Origin of the sequence: Bacillus sp. (in: firmicutes) (assembly GCF_031983925.1) — a bacterium.
Taxonomy (GTDB): domain Bacteria; phylum Bacillota; class Bacilli; order Bacillales; family Bacillaceae_G; genus Bacillus_A; species Bacillus_A pacificus.
On record NZ_DALYZR010000004.1, the window covers coordinates 184,439 to 201,524 of the forward strand.

The following is a 17,086-nucleotide window of genomic DNA, read 5'->3' on the forward strand; positions in this document are numbered from 1 at the left end:
TAGCTCCCGTTGGACCTTGTATTCCTTGCGGGCCTTGAATTCCTTGTGGGCCTTGAATTCCTTGGAGACCTGTCGCTCCGGTTGCTCCTGTAGCTCCCGTTGGACCTTGTATTCCTTGCGGGCCTTGAATTCCTTGTGGGCCTTGTGGGCCAGTCGGACCTATCTCTCCTTGCGGACCTTGGATTCCCTGTGGACCTTGTGCTCCTGTGGCCCCCGTCGCTCCTTGGATTCCTTGAGGGCCTTGTGGACCTTGAATTCCTTGGGGGCCAGTTGGACCTATGTCGCCTTGTGGGCCTTGAATTCCTTGTGGACCTTGTGCTCCTGTGGCCCCCGTTACTCCTTGGATTCCTTGGGGACCTTGAATACCCTGTGGACCGGTTGGACCTATCTCTCCTTGAACACCTTGTATTCCTTGCGGTCCCTGTAAACCCGTCACTCCGGTTGCTCCCGTTTCTCCTGTCGCTCCTGTCACTCCAGTTGAGCCTGTCGCCCCGGTATCTCCTGTTACTCCTGTCGCTCCTGTTGCTCCTGTTGCTCCTGTCGGGCCAGGTGGTCCACCAGATGGACCGGTTACTCCCGCCGGACCTGATGGCCCCGTTGGGCCGGTCGGTCCGGCAGGTCCTCCAGATGGGCCTGTTACCCCTGTTGGACCGGTTACTCCTGTTGGGCCTGTAGTGCCTTCCCCTGTCGCTCCTGTTGCTCCCGTTTCTCCTGTTGCCCCCGTCGGACCTTGTATTCCTTGAATTCCTTGTGGACCTTGCACTCCTTGTGCGCCCGTCGCTCCTTGAATTCCTTGCACTCCTTGCACTCCTTGGGGCCCCATTGGACCGGTTGGACCTATCTCTCCTTGTACTCCTTGCACTCCTTGTGGGCCCTCTGGACCTGTTGCTCCTATTTCCCCTTGTATCCCTTGAATTCCAGTTGCTCCTTGTGCTCCAGTTGCTCCCGTTATCCCTTGCACACCTTGGATTCCCTGAATTCCTTGTGGACCTTGTGAGCCTGTTGCTCCTTGCACTCCTTGAATGCCTTGTATCCCCTGAGGACCCTCTGGACCCGTTGCTCCAACTGGTCCTTGAACACCTTGTATTCCTTGCGGACCCTGAAGTCCCTCTGGGCCTTCTGGACCGGTTGGACCTATCTCTCCTTGTATCCCTTGAATTCCAGTTGGACCTTGTGGCCCAGTCGGACCTACGTCACCTTGCGGACCTTGGATTCCCTGTGGGCCTTGTGCTCCTGTTCCCCCTGTCGCTCCTTGGATTCCTTGAGAACCTTGTGGGCCTTGAATTCCTTGTGGGCCGGTTGGACCTATGTCGCCTTGTGGGCCTTGAACCCCTTGCGGACCTTGATCTCCTGTGGCCCCCGTTACTCCTTGAATTCCTTGCGGACCTTGAACACCTTGGGGACCCGTCGGACCTATCTCTCCTTGCACTCCTTGGATTCCTTGCGGACCTTGTAAACCCGTCACTCCGGTTGCTCCCGTTTCTCCCGTCGCTCCTGTCACTCCAGTTGAGCCTGTTGCCCCAGTATCTCCTGTTACTCCTGTCGCCCCAGTTGCTCCTGTTGGGCCAGGTGGTCCACCAGATGGACCTGTTACTCCCGCCGGACCTGATGGCCCCGTTGGGCCGGTCGGTCCGGCAGGTCCTCCAGATGGGCCTGTTGGACCGGTTACTCCTGTTGGGCCTGTAGTGCCTTCCCCTGTCGCACCTGTTGCTCCCGTATCTCCTGTTGCCCCAGTCGGACCTTGTATTCCTTGTATTCCTTGTATTCCTTGTATTCCTTGTGGACCTTGCACTCCTTGTGCGCCCGTCGCTCCTTGTATTCCTTGTACTCCTTGCACTCCTTGGGGCCCCATCGGACCGGTTGGACCAATCCCTCCTTGAGCACCTTGCACTCCTTGGGGCCCCTCTGGACCTGTTGCTCCTATTTCCCCTTGTATCCCTTGAATTCCAGTTGCTCCTTGTACTCCCGTTGCTCCCGTTATCCCCTGCACACCTTGTATTCCCTGAATTCCTTGTGGACCTTGTGGGCCAGTTGCTCCTACAGGTCCTTGAATGCCTTGTATCCCCTGAGGACCCTCTGGACCCGTCGCTCCAACTGGCCCTGGCACACCTTGTATTCCTTGCGGGCCCTGAAGTCCCTCTGGGCCTTCTGGACCTGTTGGCCCTATATCACCCATCGGACCTTGTAGCCCTTGAACTCCCTGTGGGCCTGTTGCTCCTGATGGCCCTGGTACTCCTTGTATTCCTTGTGGACCTTGATCTCCTGTGGCCCCTGTTGCCCCTTGTGGCCCTATAGCCCCCTGTATACCTTGTGGACCTTGATCCCCTGTTGCACCCGTTGCTCCTTGAATACCCTGAACTCCTTGTATTCCTTGTTCACCGGTTACTCCCGTCGGACCAGGAATCCCTTGAATACCCTGCGGACCTTCTGGACCGGTTGGCCCAATTGGCCCTTGAATCCCTTGTATTCCTTGCAAGCCCTGTGCTCCCGTGCTTCCAGTCGGACCTGTACTTCCCGTCGCTCCTGTTACCCCCGTACTTCCTGTTACCCCCGTACTTCCTGTAGCCCCAGTATTTCCCGTTGCTCCTGTTGCTCCTGTACTTCCACTCGGTCCACCGCCCGGACCTGTCGCACCAGTTGGCCCCGTCGGACCAGGAGGTCCTCCTGACGGACCAGTGATCCCTGTCGGACCTGTTACTCCAGTCGGACCTGTTATCCCCTGACCTGTCGCTCCGGTTGCCCCTGTATTTCCACTCGGCCCTTGTAGCCCTTGCATTCCTTGTGCCCCTTGTATTCCTTGTGGACCAGTTGCCCCAGGTAATCCTTGCACTCCTTGGATTCCTTGTGGTCCCTCTGGCCCGGTAGCTCCAATGGGCCCTTGTAATCCCTGTATACCTTGTATACCTTGTGCTCCTGTCGCTCCAGTTGGACCAGCTGGACCTTGCAATCCTTGTACTCCTTGAGGTCCTGTCGCTCCAGTTTCTCCCTGTGGTCCCCTTAATCCTTGTGGCCCCTGCTGTCCTTCTGGTCCCGTTGCACCTATTGACCCAACGGGTCCTTGAATTCCTTGTACTCCTTGAGGTCCTGTTGGGCCCATCTCTCCCATTGGACCTTGTAATCCCCTTGGCCCTTGAGGTCCTGTCGGGCCTTGTGGACCGGTTGGACCAGTAATCCCAATACCAGTAAATCCCGTTGGAACAGGAGGAAAGGTAGGTCCAATAAGATTTGGTGAGATTCTGAAATTAGAGTTTAATGAATTTTGTTTATCGCGCTCTTTCATACTTTCACCACCTACACACCATCTTTTTTACATTACAAACCTCTTCTTAATATGTATTTACAAAAATAATCTCAAAGACTATTTTTATTTTAAATAATAAAAACTCCCTTAATTCCTTAAGGGAGTCCAGCAACTGAATCCATATTATCTGTATTAGGGACAGCTTGTGCTATACCCGATGCATTTACACTTTGCCCCATATTTGTTCCTGTTACAGTACCAGCAGGGGTGCCTCTTGTATATGTTGTCGTCACCGAATCACCCGGCTGTAAACAAAGCTTCGTCTCCGTCCCTATTACTGTAACAACGTCAATCCAAGTGCATCCCATTGAACCACTGTACGATTTCGAAGCAGTAAATGAAGTATCACTCAAATTATCACCTGTAAATATATTCCCAGTGTTATTCACAATAACAAACTCTTTTATATGTGCTGGCATACTAACACTCTACCTTTCCCTTACTAACCCAATGTACGTGTACTCGTTGACAATGGTGGAAGAAATACTGATGTTCGAATCACCTCTGGTGGCTGCCTTTTTCCATTTAAAAAAATAGCCGCACTTGATCCTCCAGCACCCGCATAAGCTTTCGATACAGCAAAAGGCGCGATATTATAACAGTCGCCAACATTAACGGCTCCTGTATTGTTAATAATTTTTACTTTACGCATATTAATCCCCATTTACCTATCCCCCTTTTGTACACTGTATGCAAAAGAAAAAAACTTGAAACAGACTCGTTTCAAGTTTTTTAACTACTTATTTCGTTTCTCCCTCATATTGAAGCATTCCGCCTACCATGTTCACTGTTTTAAATCCTTGCTCATTTAAATAATGGCATACATTTTCACTGCGCATTCCCGAACGACAAATAAAGATATATTCATTCTCTTTATCAAAGAAATCTACTTTATTTGGGATATCGCCCATTTTAATATGTACAGCTTCTGGAATTTTTCCTGCCGCTACTTCTTCATCTTCCCTTACGTCTACTAAAAATAACGTTTCTCCTTTTTCTAAACGCTCTTGCACCTCTTCTGTAGTAATTGTTTTAACTTCTGTCATATGTTGTTCCTCCTTATATACAATAAAACCTTTAGTTTCCTCTTTAAATAATCATTCCTCATCAATTTTAGCACGCAAAAGAAAGAACGCAAAGAATCGAAAAACTATTTCTCAATTTTCTCGCAAAACTTATTCTTTACAAACATAACCCTTGCATTGTATCCTCAATATACTTGTTTTATGAAAGGAGCCAATGAAAATGACACTTTTCCTTTTCATTATGGGCATCATTTTCTTAATCGCTGCAATTATTGCACTTAGTATGAAAAATAATAGAAAGATAAAATCACCACAAGAAATGTCATTCTTATTTCTATTGCTTAGTATCGCATTCTTCGGTATAGCAATTGCCACATATATTTTCCGCCTACAAATCATGTAAAAAAAGGTGCCTACTACATACATTGCACCTTTTTCACATCATTTATTTTCTACACAAAACTAGACACTTTCCGATTTAAAAATTCATAAACTTTCTTTTCAAATAAATGAATATCAAATGCCCCCGCCATATGTCCATTTATACTTTCTATCTCATACACTTCCGCATACTTCCCTTGTTTTTGCAACATGTCTACCATTTTGTAATTATAACGTGACGGCTGAAGCAAATCTTGTTTACACGGAATCATAAGTACATTTGCTTCTATATTAGACAGTGCCTCTTCTAAAGACGAAAATCCATGCGCAATATCATGTAATAAAACTGCTTTCGCGGTATACATCCATGAATTTGCATCAACTAAAGCTATACTTCTATTTGTCACTTTGTTAATTTCTTTCTCAAATAATGTTAATGCAGAAAATGTTTCATAAGGCTCTTTCTCTATACTATTACGAGGAAATGTCGTTTCGTAAAAATGCTCGTCAAACGCGTTCATAAACATCATTCTATTTGCTAAATGAAGCCCCTTCATTGGCTGCTCTTCTCCATATTTTCCGCCCTTCCAACTTGGATCCAGCTCGATAGCCTCAATTGCATTTTGCGCTACATTTACCGACGTAATAATTGGATTTTGCGGGTTCGTAATAACACCAATCATCCGCTCTACCATATGAGGATAATGAACAGCCCATTGCTGCGCAATCATCCCGCCAGCTGACGGCCCCATTACAGCATGTAGCCTTGCGATTCCCATATCTTTTATTAACTCATATTGCATACGAGCTACATCAAGAAATGTAAAAACCGGAAAATCCATCGCATATTCATCTCCAGTTTTCGGATTAATCGATTTCGGTCCCGTTGTAATTACATTCGGGTTCTTCACCTGCACATTACAAAGATTATCAGTGCATATAACGAAGTATTTATTTGTATCAATTGCTTTTCCCGGTCCAATTAAACCATCCCACCAGCCAGACTCCTCATCATGCGCTGTATATTTTCCTGCTGCGTGACTAGTTGCACTAAAATAATGACAAACCAAAATCGCATTTGACCTTTCTCTATTTAAAGTACCATAAGCCTCATACCCCATTTGAACAGGAATTGTCCTACCATTTTCAAATGTAAACTCCTTTAAAATAAATTTCTCCTTTTTTACAATTTGCACAGACTCGCCCTCTTCTCGTCATAGTATGTACTGCTTACTAAAGGATTTTTTCTATGCAAACCAATCTCCTCCTTCTTTTCATAAATAAATGAATAATATACAAAATTAGCCACAAAATAGCACTATATTACAAAATTAAAGAGGGCATACATATGATTTGGAATTGGCTACGTAAGAAAAAAAAATCAAATACAACAGAGAAAAACGAAACAGATAACTCGGAGCAACACGCTAACAAACAAGAGGATGATAACAAAAAACTGACTAGAAGTATGAAGCATAATAAAGATAACAATGGCGAGCAAAAAAAAGAGGGACACAAGGAGTCTTCTCAAGGTCAGCAACAACATACTAAGCAAAATGAATCCAATCAAGATCAACAACAACGCTCTAAGCAATATCATTCGGATCAAGAGAAACAGCAACACTCTGAACAAGATGACCGTGATCAAAATAAACAACAACACGCTAAACAAAACGACTCAAATCAGCAAGATAAGCAGCAAAATTCTAAGCAAAACGACCCCGCTCAGGATAAACAACAAAGCTCTAAACAAGACGACTCAAATCAGGGTAAACAGCAAGATTCTAAGCAAGGCGACTCAGATCAAGATAAACAACAAAACTCTAAACAAGACTACTCTGATCAAGGTAAACAGCAAAACTCTAAACAACACAACTCTGATCAAGGTAAACAGCAAAACTCTAAACAACACAACTCTGATCAAGATAAACAGCAAAACTCTAAACAACACAACTCTGATCAAAGTAAACAGCAAAACTCTAAACAAGACAACTCTGATCAAGGTAAACAGCAAAACTCTAAACAAGACTACTCTGATCAAGGTAAACAGCAAAACTCTAAAGGTAATAGTATTTATGATTTTACGAAACCAGAAAAAGACCGTATTCATTCTCTACAAGATTTAATAGAGAAACTCAAAAAATCTAGTGATTTCGTTAATTATCACACATCTGACGATGAAACGATGCCTTATTGGATTTCTTACTATCGTCCTTCTCTTGATGGTGAGAAATTGCAAAAGTATTTAATGCCTACTCTTTTAGAACGACCTAATGCTTCACTAGAAGAGCTGAAAGAGCATATTCCGATGAGCGGCATTACAATTACGAACGATTTACAAAAAATTGAGGACATGGTGTTAAAGGGGCATGCGATCGTTCAAGTAAATCAACAAGATCAAAAATGTATGCTCGCAAATATTGCAATTGATAATTATCGTGCACCAACTCCTCCTTTAAACGAATCGACTGTTATTGGTCCGCAAGAAGGTTTTGTAGAGGATATTGATACAAATATTAATTTAGTTCGAAAACGTCTTCCTGTTTTAGATTTACAAACAAAAGAGATGATTGTTGGTGAGTTTTCCAAAACAAAAGTTGTCATGATGTATTTAGACAACCTTGCTGAAAAAGATAATGTTGATTTTCTAGAAGAGTCATTACGCGCTCTTGAATATGATCAAATTAATGATAGTGCTTATTTACAAGAATTAATGGGTGAAAAATCGATCTTTCCTCTCTATATCAATACAGAACGCACTGATAGAGTTACAAAAGCACTAATCGATGGGAAAATCGCTATTTTTGTTGATGGTTCTCCAAGTGTTTTACTAACACCTGTATCCTATTTCGATTTTTTCATTTCACCAGAAGACTACAACGTCTCTTGGTTATACGCTACATTCTCAAGAATTTTACGCCTTATCGCCGTTCTATTCTCAATATGCGCTACACCGTTATACGTTGCAATTTTAAATTATCATTATGAACTCATTCCGAGTGATTTACTTGAAACTTTAATTTTATCAAGAGCACAAGTACCATTCCCACCTTTAATTGAAGCACTCTTTTTAGAACTTGCAATCGACTTACTGAGAGAAGCTGGCGCGAGGTTACCGATGAAAGTTGGTCAAACGCTCGGTATTGTAGGCGGTATCGTAATCGGGCAAGCATCTGTACAAGCTGGTTTAACGAGTAACATTTTATTAATTATCGTTGCTTTATCAGCACTCGCTTCCTTTATTACACCTATTTATAAAATGGGTAATGCGGTTCGATTACTACGTTTCCCGTTTCTCATATTTGCAGAAATAGGAGGTCTCTTCGGGATTTCTCTTGGATTTATCTTTTTATTTACCCATCTATTTAGACTTACTTCTTTACGCAAGCCGTACGCTTTGTTCTACCCAACAAGACAACAATCTGTTAAAGATTCTTGGATTCGTTTCCCTTTAACAATGATTGATACACGTGATGTACAAGCAAGACCACAACATGTAAAAAAAGCAGCGAAAGGAATTTCAACAAAACATAGATCAGACTTTGATGATTAAGAAATGAGGTGCATTCGATGAGTAAAGTTCAAGAAAAATATCAAATATCTCCTATCTTCGTTTTCTTCTTAATTCACGGTGCACAGTTCGGTGCTGGCGTTCTCGGTTTCGCTCGAATCACCGCAAAGGCCGCTGGTTACGACGGATGGATGGGCGTTGTAATCACAGGGCTCTGTATCCATCTTCTTATATGGATGATGTATTTTTTATTAAAAGAAACAAATGGAAATTTAATTGATTTACAAAGGCAAACGTTTGGAAAGTGGATAGGGAATGTCTTTAATATCATCTTTGCAGCTTATTTTTTAATCGTCAGTATTTCGGTTATTCGAACGTATGTTGAAATTATTCAAGTATGGATGTTTCCTACCGCTTCCACCTTTATGTTAACACTCTTTTTGTGCTTAGTTAGCTATTACATTATCTCTTCTGGATTTCGTGTAATTACCGGTATTTGCGTCATCTCTGTTGGTGGTACATTAGGATATTTATTTCTAAGCTTATTCGTTTTGAAATATTCACATTGGGATAATTTACTCCCTATATTCACCCATTCTTTTTCAGACATTTTAAAATCCGCTCAACTGTCAATCTACAGTATGACCGGTTTTGAGATTTACCTCATGGTGTATCCATTTGTAAAAAAGCCTATGCAATCTCATAAATACGCTCAGCTCGGAGCACTATTTTCAAATCTTCTATATCTATTTAGCACCCTTTTAGCTTTTGCATTTTTTAGTGAAAAACAATTGTTAAAAACGATATGGTCCCAACTTTCTATGACTCAAGTCATTCAATTACCATTTATAGAAAGACTCGAATATATTGCAATTTCAGGCTATGCACTCGTTATTATTTCAAGTTTTATCCTCCCTTTATGGGCGTCAATGAGAGCAACTCACGAAATATTCCGCGTAAAGCAAAGAGGTGTTTTAATCGCTTTTATCTTTATCACGCTCATTGTTTCGCAACTTTTAACAAACAGACACGATATTAATAACTTTATTAGTAATGCATCGAAGGTTAGTTTTTGGCTCATTTATGTATACATCCCAATTCTATTTATTATTGTGTGGGTGAAAAGAAAATGGAAAAAATCAAAAGCACAAGCAAATTAATACTTATTTCTTGTATAACATTCTTCAGTCTAACTGGGTGTTTACAAAAAAATATTATCGATGATGTACAACTTATTCAAGGAACAGTATTTGATGTTGCAAAAGATAAAAAACTAAAAGTGACATTCGTTTGTCCCATTCAGAAAAAAGGAAATAAAGTTCAAGTTTTTGAAGGCACCGCAAATGCCGTAAAACAAGTAAAAGCTGAAACATCTTTAGAGTCTTCTCAACCATTTGCTAGTGGGCAAATGCGTGTCGCTCTATATACGATAAGACTTGCCAAAACAGGAATGTCTACTTCATTCGATACATTACTTCGAGATGTAAACATAGGGAACGCTTTATATGTTGGTTTATTAGAGGGGAATGGTACTGAACTTTTAAAAGGCAAATATTCGACTTCATACAACGTTGCAATTTATATAAAAAAGTTGTTAGAACATAATATGGAGACCGGTCCTTTACCAACAGATAATCTGCATGTAGGAGCATTCCGTTATTATCAAGAAGGGCAAGACTACTATATTCCCATTCTAAAGAAGCATGGTGATAAAATAAAAATCAACGGAATTGGTCTTTTTAAAAAGGATAAATATATCGGGAAAATCGCAGAAAAAGATATGTTCATCTTTAAAGGACTATTAGAGAAACATAAATTAGATTCACATGAATTCAAAACAGATTCCGCGTACGTAATGATTAATAATATTCGTTCTGTTCCAACTTACGATATAAAAATTAAAAACGGGAAGCCTTCTTTCTTCATTCACGTTCATCTTGATGCACGTATTCAAGAACTATCGAAGCAAATTAACTTAGAAAATAACAAGAACACAAAAAACATTGAAAAAAACATCCAAAAACAATTAGATAAACAAGCTGCTAAATTAATTAAGCAGTTTAAATCTTTAGGCGTTGATCCTCTCGGGCTAGGAGCTAAATATAAGCAACATTATCGCCCATTCAAATTAGAAAAATGGAGACAGCTGTACAAAGATGTCCCTGTCACTGTAAAATACACCGTAAATATTACAAATTCTGGTGTAATTGAATGAGAAATGATTGAACTCCTCTCTCCAGCATGATACAACGGAAAGAGGAGTTTTTATTTTAGATAGAGAGAGAAGATATTTATGGGGGAGCTTATGTCTAAAAAATTAGTAAAGCCTATTTTAAATGGTATTTTATTTCTCGGCGTCTTTTTATTTGCTCATACATATTTAAAAAATGTTTCCTTCACACGTTATTTACTTGTCGTTATACCAATGTTACTCGTTGGTATATTTGGCATCGATCTTATTTTATCCATTTTAATTAAGAAAGAAGAATAACAGGCGAGCATCTTATTTTCTATAAGATGTTCTTTTCATTTCATAATCACCTTATGTTACAATGAGATTCGGCACTAAGCGAGAAAGGATGAAACAACATGACAAACGAAAAAGGTCTAGATAAAGGGTACGAACTTGTTGCGAAAATGCATGAAGTATTCGGACATCCTGTGACAAATACTCCAACAAAATTAACAGAAGAACGCGCAAAAATCCGTGCGAGTTTTATGCAAGAAGAGCTAGAAGAATTTCTAGAAGCAACGACTGTTGAAGATCAATACGATGCACTGATTGACCTTATTTACTTTGCATTCGGCACGTTTGCCGAAATGGGCGTACGTCCTGATAAAGGATTCGAAATTGTAAATAATGCAAACATGGCAAAACTATTCCCTGATGGGAAACCAAGATTCCGCGAAGGCGACGGCAAAATTCTAAAACCTGAAGGCTGGCAAGCACCAGAGCCACAACTTCGTGCTGAAATCGAACGTCAACGCCAAGAAGCTGAAAAAAACTGCTAGGATTTCCTAGCAGTTTTTTATTATGTCTTTTTTTCTGCAATTCATTAATGACCCACGTGTCCAGCATGCCCTGCTGCTCCACCAATGCTAGCTGCTCCTGCCGCTGCCCCTGCTCCTCCTGCCCCAATTCCACCTGTCCAAGGAGAAGATTGTTGTTGTTGATACTGTTGATATTGTTGATATTGTTGATGTTGTTGATGTTGTTGATGTTGTTGACCTTGATGACCATGTTGGCCATGATGACCGTGCTGACCTTGATGGTGATGCTGGCCATGGTGACCGTGCTGACCTTGATGGTGATGATGACCATGGTGACCGTGTTGATGGCCTTGATGTGTTTGATAAAGAACAGCTTGCGGATGAATATGGTGTTGACCGTGGTGATGTACTTGTTGTTGGTGATGATGACCGTGCTGACCTTGGTGATGATGATGTACATGGTGGCCGTGTTGGCCTTGGTGATGGTGATGACCATGATGACCGTGTTGACCTTGATGATGGTGATGACCATGATGGCCGTGCTGACCTTGGTGATGGTGATGACCATGATGACCGTGCTGACCTTGGTGATGGTGATGTACATGATGACCATGAACAGCTTGCGGATAACCACCTACTCCGCCTGCCACAACACCTACTCCCGGTACCGGAAATCCTGTTTGTACCCCTCCAACGAAAGATGGGAATGTAGTTGGTACCCCTACTGGAATTCCTGTCTGTACGCCAGCTACTGATGTTGGAAAGCCTCCTGTTACTGTAGGCATTCCAGCCCCTGATGTCGAAAAGCCCCCCATTAATGTAGGCATTCCAGTTTGCATACCAGCTACCGATGTCGGAAAACCTCCTGCTCCTCCGCCCATCCAGCTCGGAATACCACCGTATCCTTGTTGGCCAGCTCCTCCCATTAACATCATTTGTTCATAACTATCCGAACCACCTCCGAAAAAACCATGTGGTGCATTATTGTCCATCCCTTTCATTCCTTTCACCTCTTCTACTCAATTTAGCCTACCTTTTTTATCATATTTCCTATAGAAAAATAGGTGTTTGTCTGTATGGGAATTCCGCTCCTTTTTCTTCATTCATGGTAAAATTAATTAACTGAATATTTTTTCTAGGGGGTATTTCCATTGAAGAACGTAACAAAAGCTTCTATCGATGATTTAGATTCAATCGTACATATAGATATTGATGTAATCGGAAATGATAGTAGACGAAATTATATTAAGCACTCTATTGATGAGGGACGATGCGTCATCGTAAAAGAAGATAATTCTATTTCCGGTTTTCTAACATACGATACAAATTTCTTTGATTGTACTTTCCTCTCATTAATCATCGTTTCGCCAACAAAAAGAAGGCGAGGCTATGCAAGCTCGTTACTCTCATATATGTTAAGTCATTCTCCTACTCAAAAAATATTTTCTTCAACGAACGAATCAAATGAAAGTATGCAAAAAGTTTTTAATGCGAACGGTTTTATACGTAGTGGAATAGTTGAAAACTTAGATGAAGGGGATCCTGAAATTATTTTCTACACAAAAAAGCTCAGAGCATAAGCGCTCTGAGCTTTTCTTTCATACATTAGTTTGCAACAACGTTAACAAGTTTTCCAGGAACTACAATTACTTTACGAACTGTTTTCCCTTCAATTTGGTCCTTAATTGCTTCAAGTGCAAGTTGTTCCATTTCTTCTTTTGATGCGTCTTTACTCATTGTTAGTTTTGCGCGAACTTTACCCATAACTTGAACAACGATTTCAACTTCATCTTCTACAAGTTTAGACTCATCAAATGTTGGCCAGCTTGCATATGTGATTGTTTCATTGTATCCAAGTTTGCTCCATAGCTCTTCCCCGATGTGAGGTGCAACTGGTGCAATCATTTTTACGAAACCTTCTACATATTCTTTCGGAAGTGTTTCAGCTTTGTATGCATCGTTGATGAATACCATCATTTGAGAAATCGCTGTGTTGAAGCGAAGCTCTGCATAGTCTTCTGTTACTTTCTTCACTGTTTGGTGGTAAGCTTTTTCAAGCTCTTTATTTGGTGCATCAGTAATTTTCTCACTTAATTCACCGTTATCTTGAACGAATAGACGCCATACGCGGTCTAGGAAACGACGAGCTCCGTCAAGACCATTTTCAGACCAAGCGATTGAAGCATCTAATGGTCCCATGAACATTTCGTATAGACGAAGTGTATCTGCACCGTGGCTTGCTACGATATCATCAGGGTTTACAACGTTACCTTTTGATTTACTCATTTTCTCGTTGTTTTCACCTAGAATCATACCTTGGTTGAATAATTGTTGGAACGGCTCTTTCGTTGGAACTACACCGATATCGTATAATACTTTATGCCAGAAACGAGCATATAGTAAGTGAAGTACAGCGTGCTCTGCTCCGCCGATATAAATATCAACTGGAAGCCATTGTTTTACTTTTTCAGGATCTACAAGTGCTTCGCTATTGTTTGGATCGATGTAACGTAGGTAGTACCAGCAGCTACCAGCCCATTGTGGCATTGTGTTCGTTTCACGACGACCTTTTTTACCAGTCTCAGGATCAACAACATTTACCCACTCGTCAATGTTAGCAAGTGGTGATTCACCTGTACCTGAAGGACGGATGTTGTCTGTTTTCGGAAGAACTAATGGTAATTCTTCTTCTTTTACAGCTGTCATTGTACCATCTTCCCAGTGAATAACTGGAATTGGCTCACCCCAGTAACGTTGACGGCTGAATAACCAGTCACGTAGACGGTATGTTACTTTTTGATTTCCTGCGCTCGTTACTTCAAGCCATTCAATCATTTTTGCGATTGCTTCTTCTTTATTTAAACCATCAAGGAATGCTGAGTTTACGTGTTCACCATCACCTGTGTATGCTTCTTTCGTAATGTCTCCGCCTTTTACAACTTCCTTCATCGGAAGATTGAACGTTGATGCGAATTCATAGTCACGCTCATCATGAGCTGGAACTGCCATTACAGCACCTGTTCCGTAAGTTGCAAGAACGTAATCAGCGATCCAGATTGGTAATTTCTCACCATTTACTGGGTTAACTGCGTAAGCACCAGTGAATACACCAGTTTTCTCTTTCGCAAGTTCTGTACGCTCTAAATCACTCTTCATTTTTACTGAATTAATGTAAGCTTCTACAGCTTCTTTTTGTTCAGCAGTTGTAATATCAGCAACAAGTGCATGTTCCGGAGCAAGTACACAGTAGCTTGCACCGAATAGTGTATCAGGACGCGTTGTGAAAACTGTGAACTTCTCGTCTGTACCATCGATATTGAAGTGTACTTCGGCACCTTCAGAACGACCGATCCAGTTACGTTGCATATCTTTTAAGCTTTCTGGCCAATCAAGCTCATCTAGATCTTCTAATAGACGATCTCCGTAAGCTGTAATTTTTAACATCCACTGTCTCATCGGACGACGCTCAACTGGATGTCCACCGCGCTCACTCTTACCGTCAATGATTTCTTCGTTTGCAAGTACTGTACCAAGTGCTGGGCACCAGTTTACAGGTACTTCATCAACGTAAGCTAAGCCTTTTTCAAATAGTTTTAGGAAGATCCATTGTGTCCACTTGTAGTAGTTTGGATCTGTTGTATTTACTTCACGGTCCCAATCGTAAGAGAAACCTAATGATTTAATTTGGTTACGGAATGTATTAATATTATGCTCTGTAAATTCAGCTGGGCTGTTTCCAGTATCAAGTGCATATTGCTCTGCTGGAAGACCGAATGCATCCCATCCCATTGGATGAAGAACGTTATATCCTTGCATACGCTTCATACGAGATAAAATATCTGTTGCTGTATAACCTTCCGGATGTCCTACGTGTAAGCCTGCACCTGATGGATATGGGAACATATCTAGTGCATAAAATTTTGGTTTTTCTGTCTCATCTGGCGTACGGAATGTTTTATTCTCTTCCCAGTACCCTTGCCACTTCTTCTCAATTTCTTGATGATTAAAGCTCATGAGATACCCTCCTTGAAATTCTATTTATTTTCACCGCCCAAAATACAAAAAACCTCTCATCCCTAGAAAGGGACGAGAGGTTATAGATTCCCGCGGTACCACCCTAAATTAATGTACAAATATACATTCGCTTAGATCCGTAACGTGGATTAACGGCAATTGCTACTATTAGTTTCACAACTGCAACTCAAAGGCGAGTTCATAACGAAACGTGGATTGACTTGCACCGACCGTCAACTCTCTAAACCAGCTTCTATTACTACTACTCCTTCTCACTGTTATTACAAATATGAGTTAAGTGAACTACCCTTCGCTTAAAATCTCTTAAGAGCTTACTTAAAGCGGGGCTTCTCGATTAATCGTTACTCTTCATAACTAATGAATTGTCTTACGACAGCCGAGCTATCTCCCTTGTTCCAAAGGTTGTTTTATTTAAATATATTCTAAAACATGTGAACATGTTCCGTCAAACTAAACTGCAATTTTTTCTTCAACTGTTTCTTCTACTTTTACTCGTTTATCATAAATGCTCGTTGCGATAAGCGCTACTACAAGCATTACCATGATCGCTATAAACAATACTTCCATATTATATAAATCAACAATCGCTCCGCCAACGACCGGCCCGAACATTTTCCCTACAGTCGCCGCACTATTTACAACACCTTGATAAAAACCTAGCTTATCTTTTGGCGCAAGTATATTTGCAATCGTTGGAACTGCTGGCCATACGAATAACTCACCAATTGTTAATGTTACCATCGCAACGAGGAACATCGTAAATTGCTGCGCTTGACTTAAAACAATGAATGAAGCCGCAAAAATGATGATTCCGATTATAATTTGTTGTTTTAAAGAACGCTTCATCCAGCGAATTAGCATACTAACTAGCGGCTGCGCACAAACGATCATCGCTCCGTTTATCGTCCATAATAAACTATAGTGACGAAGGCTAATGTTTAATTCTTGCATATGTGTTGCAATCGCTCCTTGCCACTGTACGTATGTAACCCAGCATAAAGCATATGCTACACATACGATAAGAAGTGCTTTGAATCCAGGTGTAAGCGACCAACCTTTTTTCGTTTCCACTTCTTTTTGTACTCCTGGCTCTTTCTTGTCTTCCATACCACGGAATCCAATAAAAGCAATTAAGAAGAAAACAAAGTATAAAATAAAGTTCGCTAAGAAAATATAATCAAAACGATACGATGCAACTAATCCACCACACGCTGTTCCAATCGCAATACCAACGTTTTGTCCAACATACATCGCATTAAATGCTCGTCTTCCGCCCTCTGGCCAAACCGTACCAACCATCGCATACATCGATGGGAAGACCATTCCAGAACCAAAACCGATTAACGCTAGCCACACAACGTATAAAGGCCAACCGTGGAAGAACACAAGACCTAAAATCGATACGAGTGTAATCACAATCCCTACTAAAGTTGATTTATAACCGCCCCATTTATCAAATAAAACACCGCCGAGCAAGTTTCCGATTACACCAGTAAGCGAGTTGATCATTAATACCATTCCGGCCACAGATAAAGATTTTCCTAGGTGATCATGCAAATAAATTGTATTAAAAGGCCATAAAAAAGAAGCACCCGTGACATTAATAATCATCCCAGCTACTAATAGCCATACTTTCCTTGGCATAGTCTCCCCTCCTATTCTATTTTTTCGTTCATCTATAACAGTAAAATTGTAGTCGTTTTTAAATAGGAAGGCAACTGATTAATAGTTGATGAAATTCAGATAATGGTTTGTCGGTAAATGAAATTATATTGATTGCTGTTTGAAAATATATCGGCGATTTTGGAAATATATCAGCGATTATTAAGATATATCGACGAT

General features: G+C 41.3%; 15 protein-coding genes and 1 other annotated feature. Of the genes, 7 read left to right on the plus strand and 8 right to left on the minus strand.

What is annotated here, in order from left to right:
• The 4 genes from RTP99_RS15890 to RTP99_RS15905 form a co-directional block, all read right to left on the minus strand.
• Positions 1 to 3,280, minus strand: a 3,280-nt coding sequence (locus RTP99_RS15890; RefSeq protein WP_312366250.1) for a BclA-related collagen-like exosporium protein, incomplete at its 3' end; no start/stop codon positions are given.
• Positions 3,281 to 3,396: 116 nt separating this feature from the next.
• On the minus strand, positions 3,397 to 3,720 hold the full coding sequence (locus RTP99_RS15895) for a hypothetical protein (protein ID WP_001110853.1): 324 nt from the start codon (positions 3,718 to 3,720) through the stop codon (positions 3,397 to 3,399).
• A 23-nt stretch (positions 3,721 to 3,743) separates the two neighbouring features.
• Positions 3,744 to 3,965: a spore germination protein gene (locus tag RTP99_RS15900; RefSeq protein WP_000512597.1), complete on the minus strand. Its 222-nt coding sequence runs from the start codon at positions 3,963 to 3,965 to the stop codon at positions 3,744 to 3,746.
• 76 nt (positions 3,966 to 4,041) lie between these two features.
• Complete coding sequence (locus RTP99_RS15905; RefSeq protein ID WP_000141203.1) at positions 4,042 to 4,347, minus strand: rhodanese-like domain-containing protein; 306 nt, start codon at positions 4,345 to 4,347, stop codon at positions 4,042 to 4,044.
• Positions 4,348 to 4,546: 199 nt separating this feature from the next.
• Here RTP99_RS15905 and RTP99_RS15910 point away from each other — a divergent pair, with 199 nt between their 5' ends.
• On the plus strand, positions 4,547 to 4,729 hold the full coding sequence (locus tag RTP99_RS15910; protein WP_000171883.1) for a hypothetical protein: 183 nt from the start codon (positions 4,547 to 4,549) through the stop codon (positions 4,727 to 4,729).
• Positions 4,730 to 4,778: 49 nt separating this feature from the next.
• On the opposite strand, the gene RTP99_RS15915 is transcribed toward RTP99_RS15910, so the two are convergent.
• A complete protein-coding gene (locus tag RTP99_RS15915) occupies positions 4,779 to 5,903 on the minus strand; it encodes a homoserine O-acetyltransferase family protein (RefSeq protein ID WP_001167605.1) in 1,125 nt (374 codons plus the stop codon).
• Between the two features lie 152 nt (positions 5,904 to 6,055).
• Here RTP99_RS15915 and RTP99_RS15920 point away from each other — a divergent pair, with 152 nt between their 5' ends.
• From RTP99_RS15920 to RTP99_RS15940, 5 genes are all read left to right on the plus strand, one after another.
• Positions 6,056 to 8,260 carry a spore germination protein gene (locus tag RTP99_RS15920; RefSeq protein ID WP_080344568.1) on the plus strand — a complete coding sequence of 735 codons (2,205 nt, stop codon included), beginning with the start codon at positions 6,056 to 6,058 and terminating at the stop codon, positions 8,258 to 8,260.
• A 17-nt stretch (positions 8,261 to 8,277) separates the two neighbouring features.
• Positions 8,278 to 9,378, plus strand: a complete 1,101-nt coding sequence (locus RTP99_RS15925) for a spore germination protein (protein ID WP_000049076.1) — start codon at positions 8,278 to 8,280, stop codon at positions 9,376 to 9,378.
• Positions 9,348 to 10,433: a Ger(x)C family spore germination protein gene (locus tag RTP99_RS15930; RefSeq protein ID WP_000411395.1), complete on the plus strand. Its 1,086-nt coding sequence runs from the start codon at positions 9,348 to 9,350 to the stop codon at positions 10,431 to 10,433. The genes RTP99_RS15925 and RTP99_RS15930 overlap by 31 nt, the downstream gene beginning before the upstream one ends.
• Before the next feature lie 90 nt (positions 10,434 to 10,523).
• Positions 10,524 to 10,709 (plus strand): hypothetical protein, encoded by a 186-nt coding sequence (locus RTP99_RS15935; protein WP_000038779.1) that lies wholly within the window; start codon positions 10,524 to 10,526, stop codon positions 10,707 to 10,709.
• A 98-nt stretch (positions 10,710 to 10,807) separates the two neighbouring features.
• Complete coding sequence (locus RTP99_RS15940; RefSeq protein ID WP_000180554.1) at positions 10,808 to 11,230, plus strand: pyrophosphohydrolase domain-containing protein; 423 nt, start codon at positions 10,808 to 10,810, stop codon at positions 11,228 to 11,230.
• A gap of 44 nt (positions 11,231 to 11,274) precedes the next feature.
• Here RTP99_RS15940 and RTP99_RS15945 read toward each other — a convergent pair whose 3' ends face one another.
• Complete coding sequence (locus RTP99_RS15945) at positions 11,275 to 12,210, minus strand: hypothetical protein (protein WP_000677571.1); 936 nt, start codon at positions 12,208 to 12,210, stop codon at positions 11,275 to 11,277.
• A gap of 150 nt (positions 12,211 to 12,360) precedes the next feature.
• Between RTP99_RS15945 and RTP99_RS15950 the strand changes: the two genes are divergently transcribed.
• Positions 12,361 to 12,789 carry a GNAT family N-acetyltransferase gene (locus RTP99_RS15950; RefSeq protein WP_000800320.1) on the plus strand — a complete coding sequence of 143 codons (429 nt, stop codon included), beginning with the start codon at positions 12,361 to 12,363 and terminating at the stop codon, positions 12,787 to 12,789.
• 25 nt (positions 12,790 to 12,814) lie between these two features.
• On the opposite strand, the gene leuS is transcribed toward RTP99_RS15950, so the two are convergent.
• Together leuS and RTP99_RS15960 are read right to left on the minus strand one after the other, a co-directional pair.
• Complete coding sequence (gene leuS, locus RTP99_RS15955) at positions 12,815 to 15,223, minus strand: leucine--tRNA ligase (RefSeq protein ID WP_000009457.1); 2,409 nt, start codon at positions 15,221 to 15,223, stop codon at positions 12,815 to 12,817.
• A gap of 65 nt (positions 15,224 to 15,288) precedes the next feature.
• Positions 15,289 to 15,508 (minus strand) — a binding site (T-box leader).
• A gap of 186 nt (positions 15,509 to 15,694) precedes the next feature.
• Entirely contained in the window at positions 15,695 to 16,888 is a 1,194-nt protein-coding gene (locus RTP99_RS15960) for an MDR family MFS transporter (protein ID WP_001137558.1), read from the minus strand.
• Between the last annotated feature and the right edge of the window lie 198 nt (positions 16,889 to 17,086).

Bases quoted from the DNA above. Each gene is read 5' to 3' on its own strand.
- RTP99_RS15895 (WP_001110853.1), bottom strand. From the start codon at position 3,720: ATGCCAGCACATATAAAAGAGTTTGTTATTGTGAATAACACTGGGAAT.
- RTP99_RS15900 (WP_000512597.1), bottom strand. From the start codon at position 3,965: ATGGGGATTAATATGCGTAAAGTAAAAATTATTAACAATACAGGAGCC.
- RTP99_RS15905 (WP_000141203.1), bottom strand. From the start codon at position 4,347: ATGACAGAAGTTAAAACAATTACTACAGAAGAGGTGCAAGAGCGTTTA.
- RTP99_RS15910 (WP_000171883.1), top strand. From the start codon at position 4,547: ATGACACTTTTCCTTTTCATTATGGGCATCATTTTCTTAATCGCTGCA.
- RTP99_RS15920 (WP_080344568.1), top strand. From the start codon at position 6,056: ATGATTTGGAATTGGCTACGTAAGAAAAAAAAATCAAATACAACAGAG.
- RTP99_RS15925 (WP_000049076.1), top strand. From the start codon at position 8,278: ATGAGTAAAGTTCAAGAAAAATATCAAATATCTCCTATCTTCGTTTTC.
- RTP99_RS15930 (WP_000411395.1), top strand. From the start codon at position 9,348: ATGGAAAAAATCAAAAGCACAAGCAAATTAATACTTATTTCTTGTATA.
- RTP99_RS15935 (WP_000038779.1), top strand. From the start codon at position 10,524: ATGTCTAAAAAATTAGTAAAGCCTATTTTAAATGGTATTTTATTTCTC.
- RTP99_RS15940 (WP_000180554.1), top strand. From the start codon at position 10,808: ATGACAAACGAAAAAGGTCTAGATAAAGGGTACGAACTTGTTGCGAAA.
- RTP99_RS15945 (WP_000677571.1), bottom strand. From the start codon at position 12,210: ATGAAAGGGATGGACAATAATGCACCACATGGTTTTTTCGGAGGTGGT.
- leuS (WP_000009457.1), bottom strand. From the start codon at position 15,223: ATGAGCTTTAATCATCAAGAAATTGAGAAGAAGTGGCAAGGGTACTGG.
- RTP99_RS15960 (WP_001137558.1), bottom strand. From the start codon at position 16,888: ATGCCAAGGAAAGTATGGCTATTAGTAGCTGGGATGATTATTAATGTC.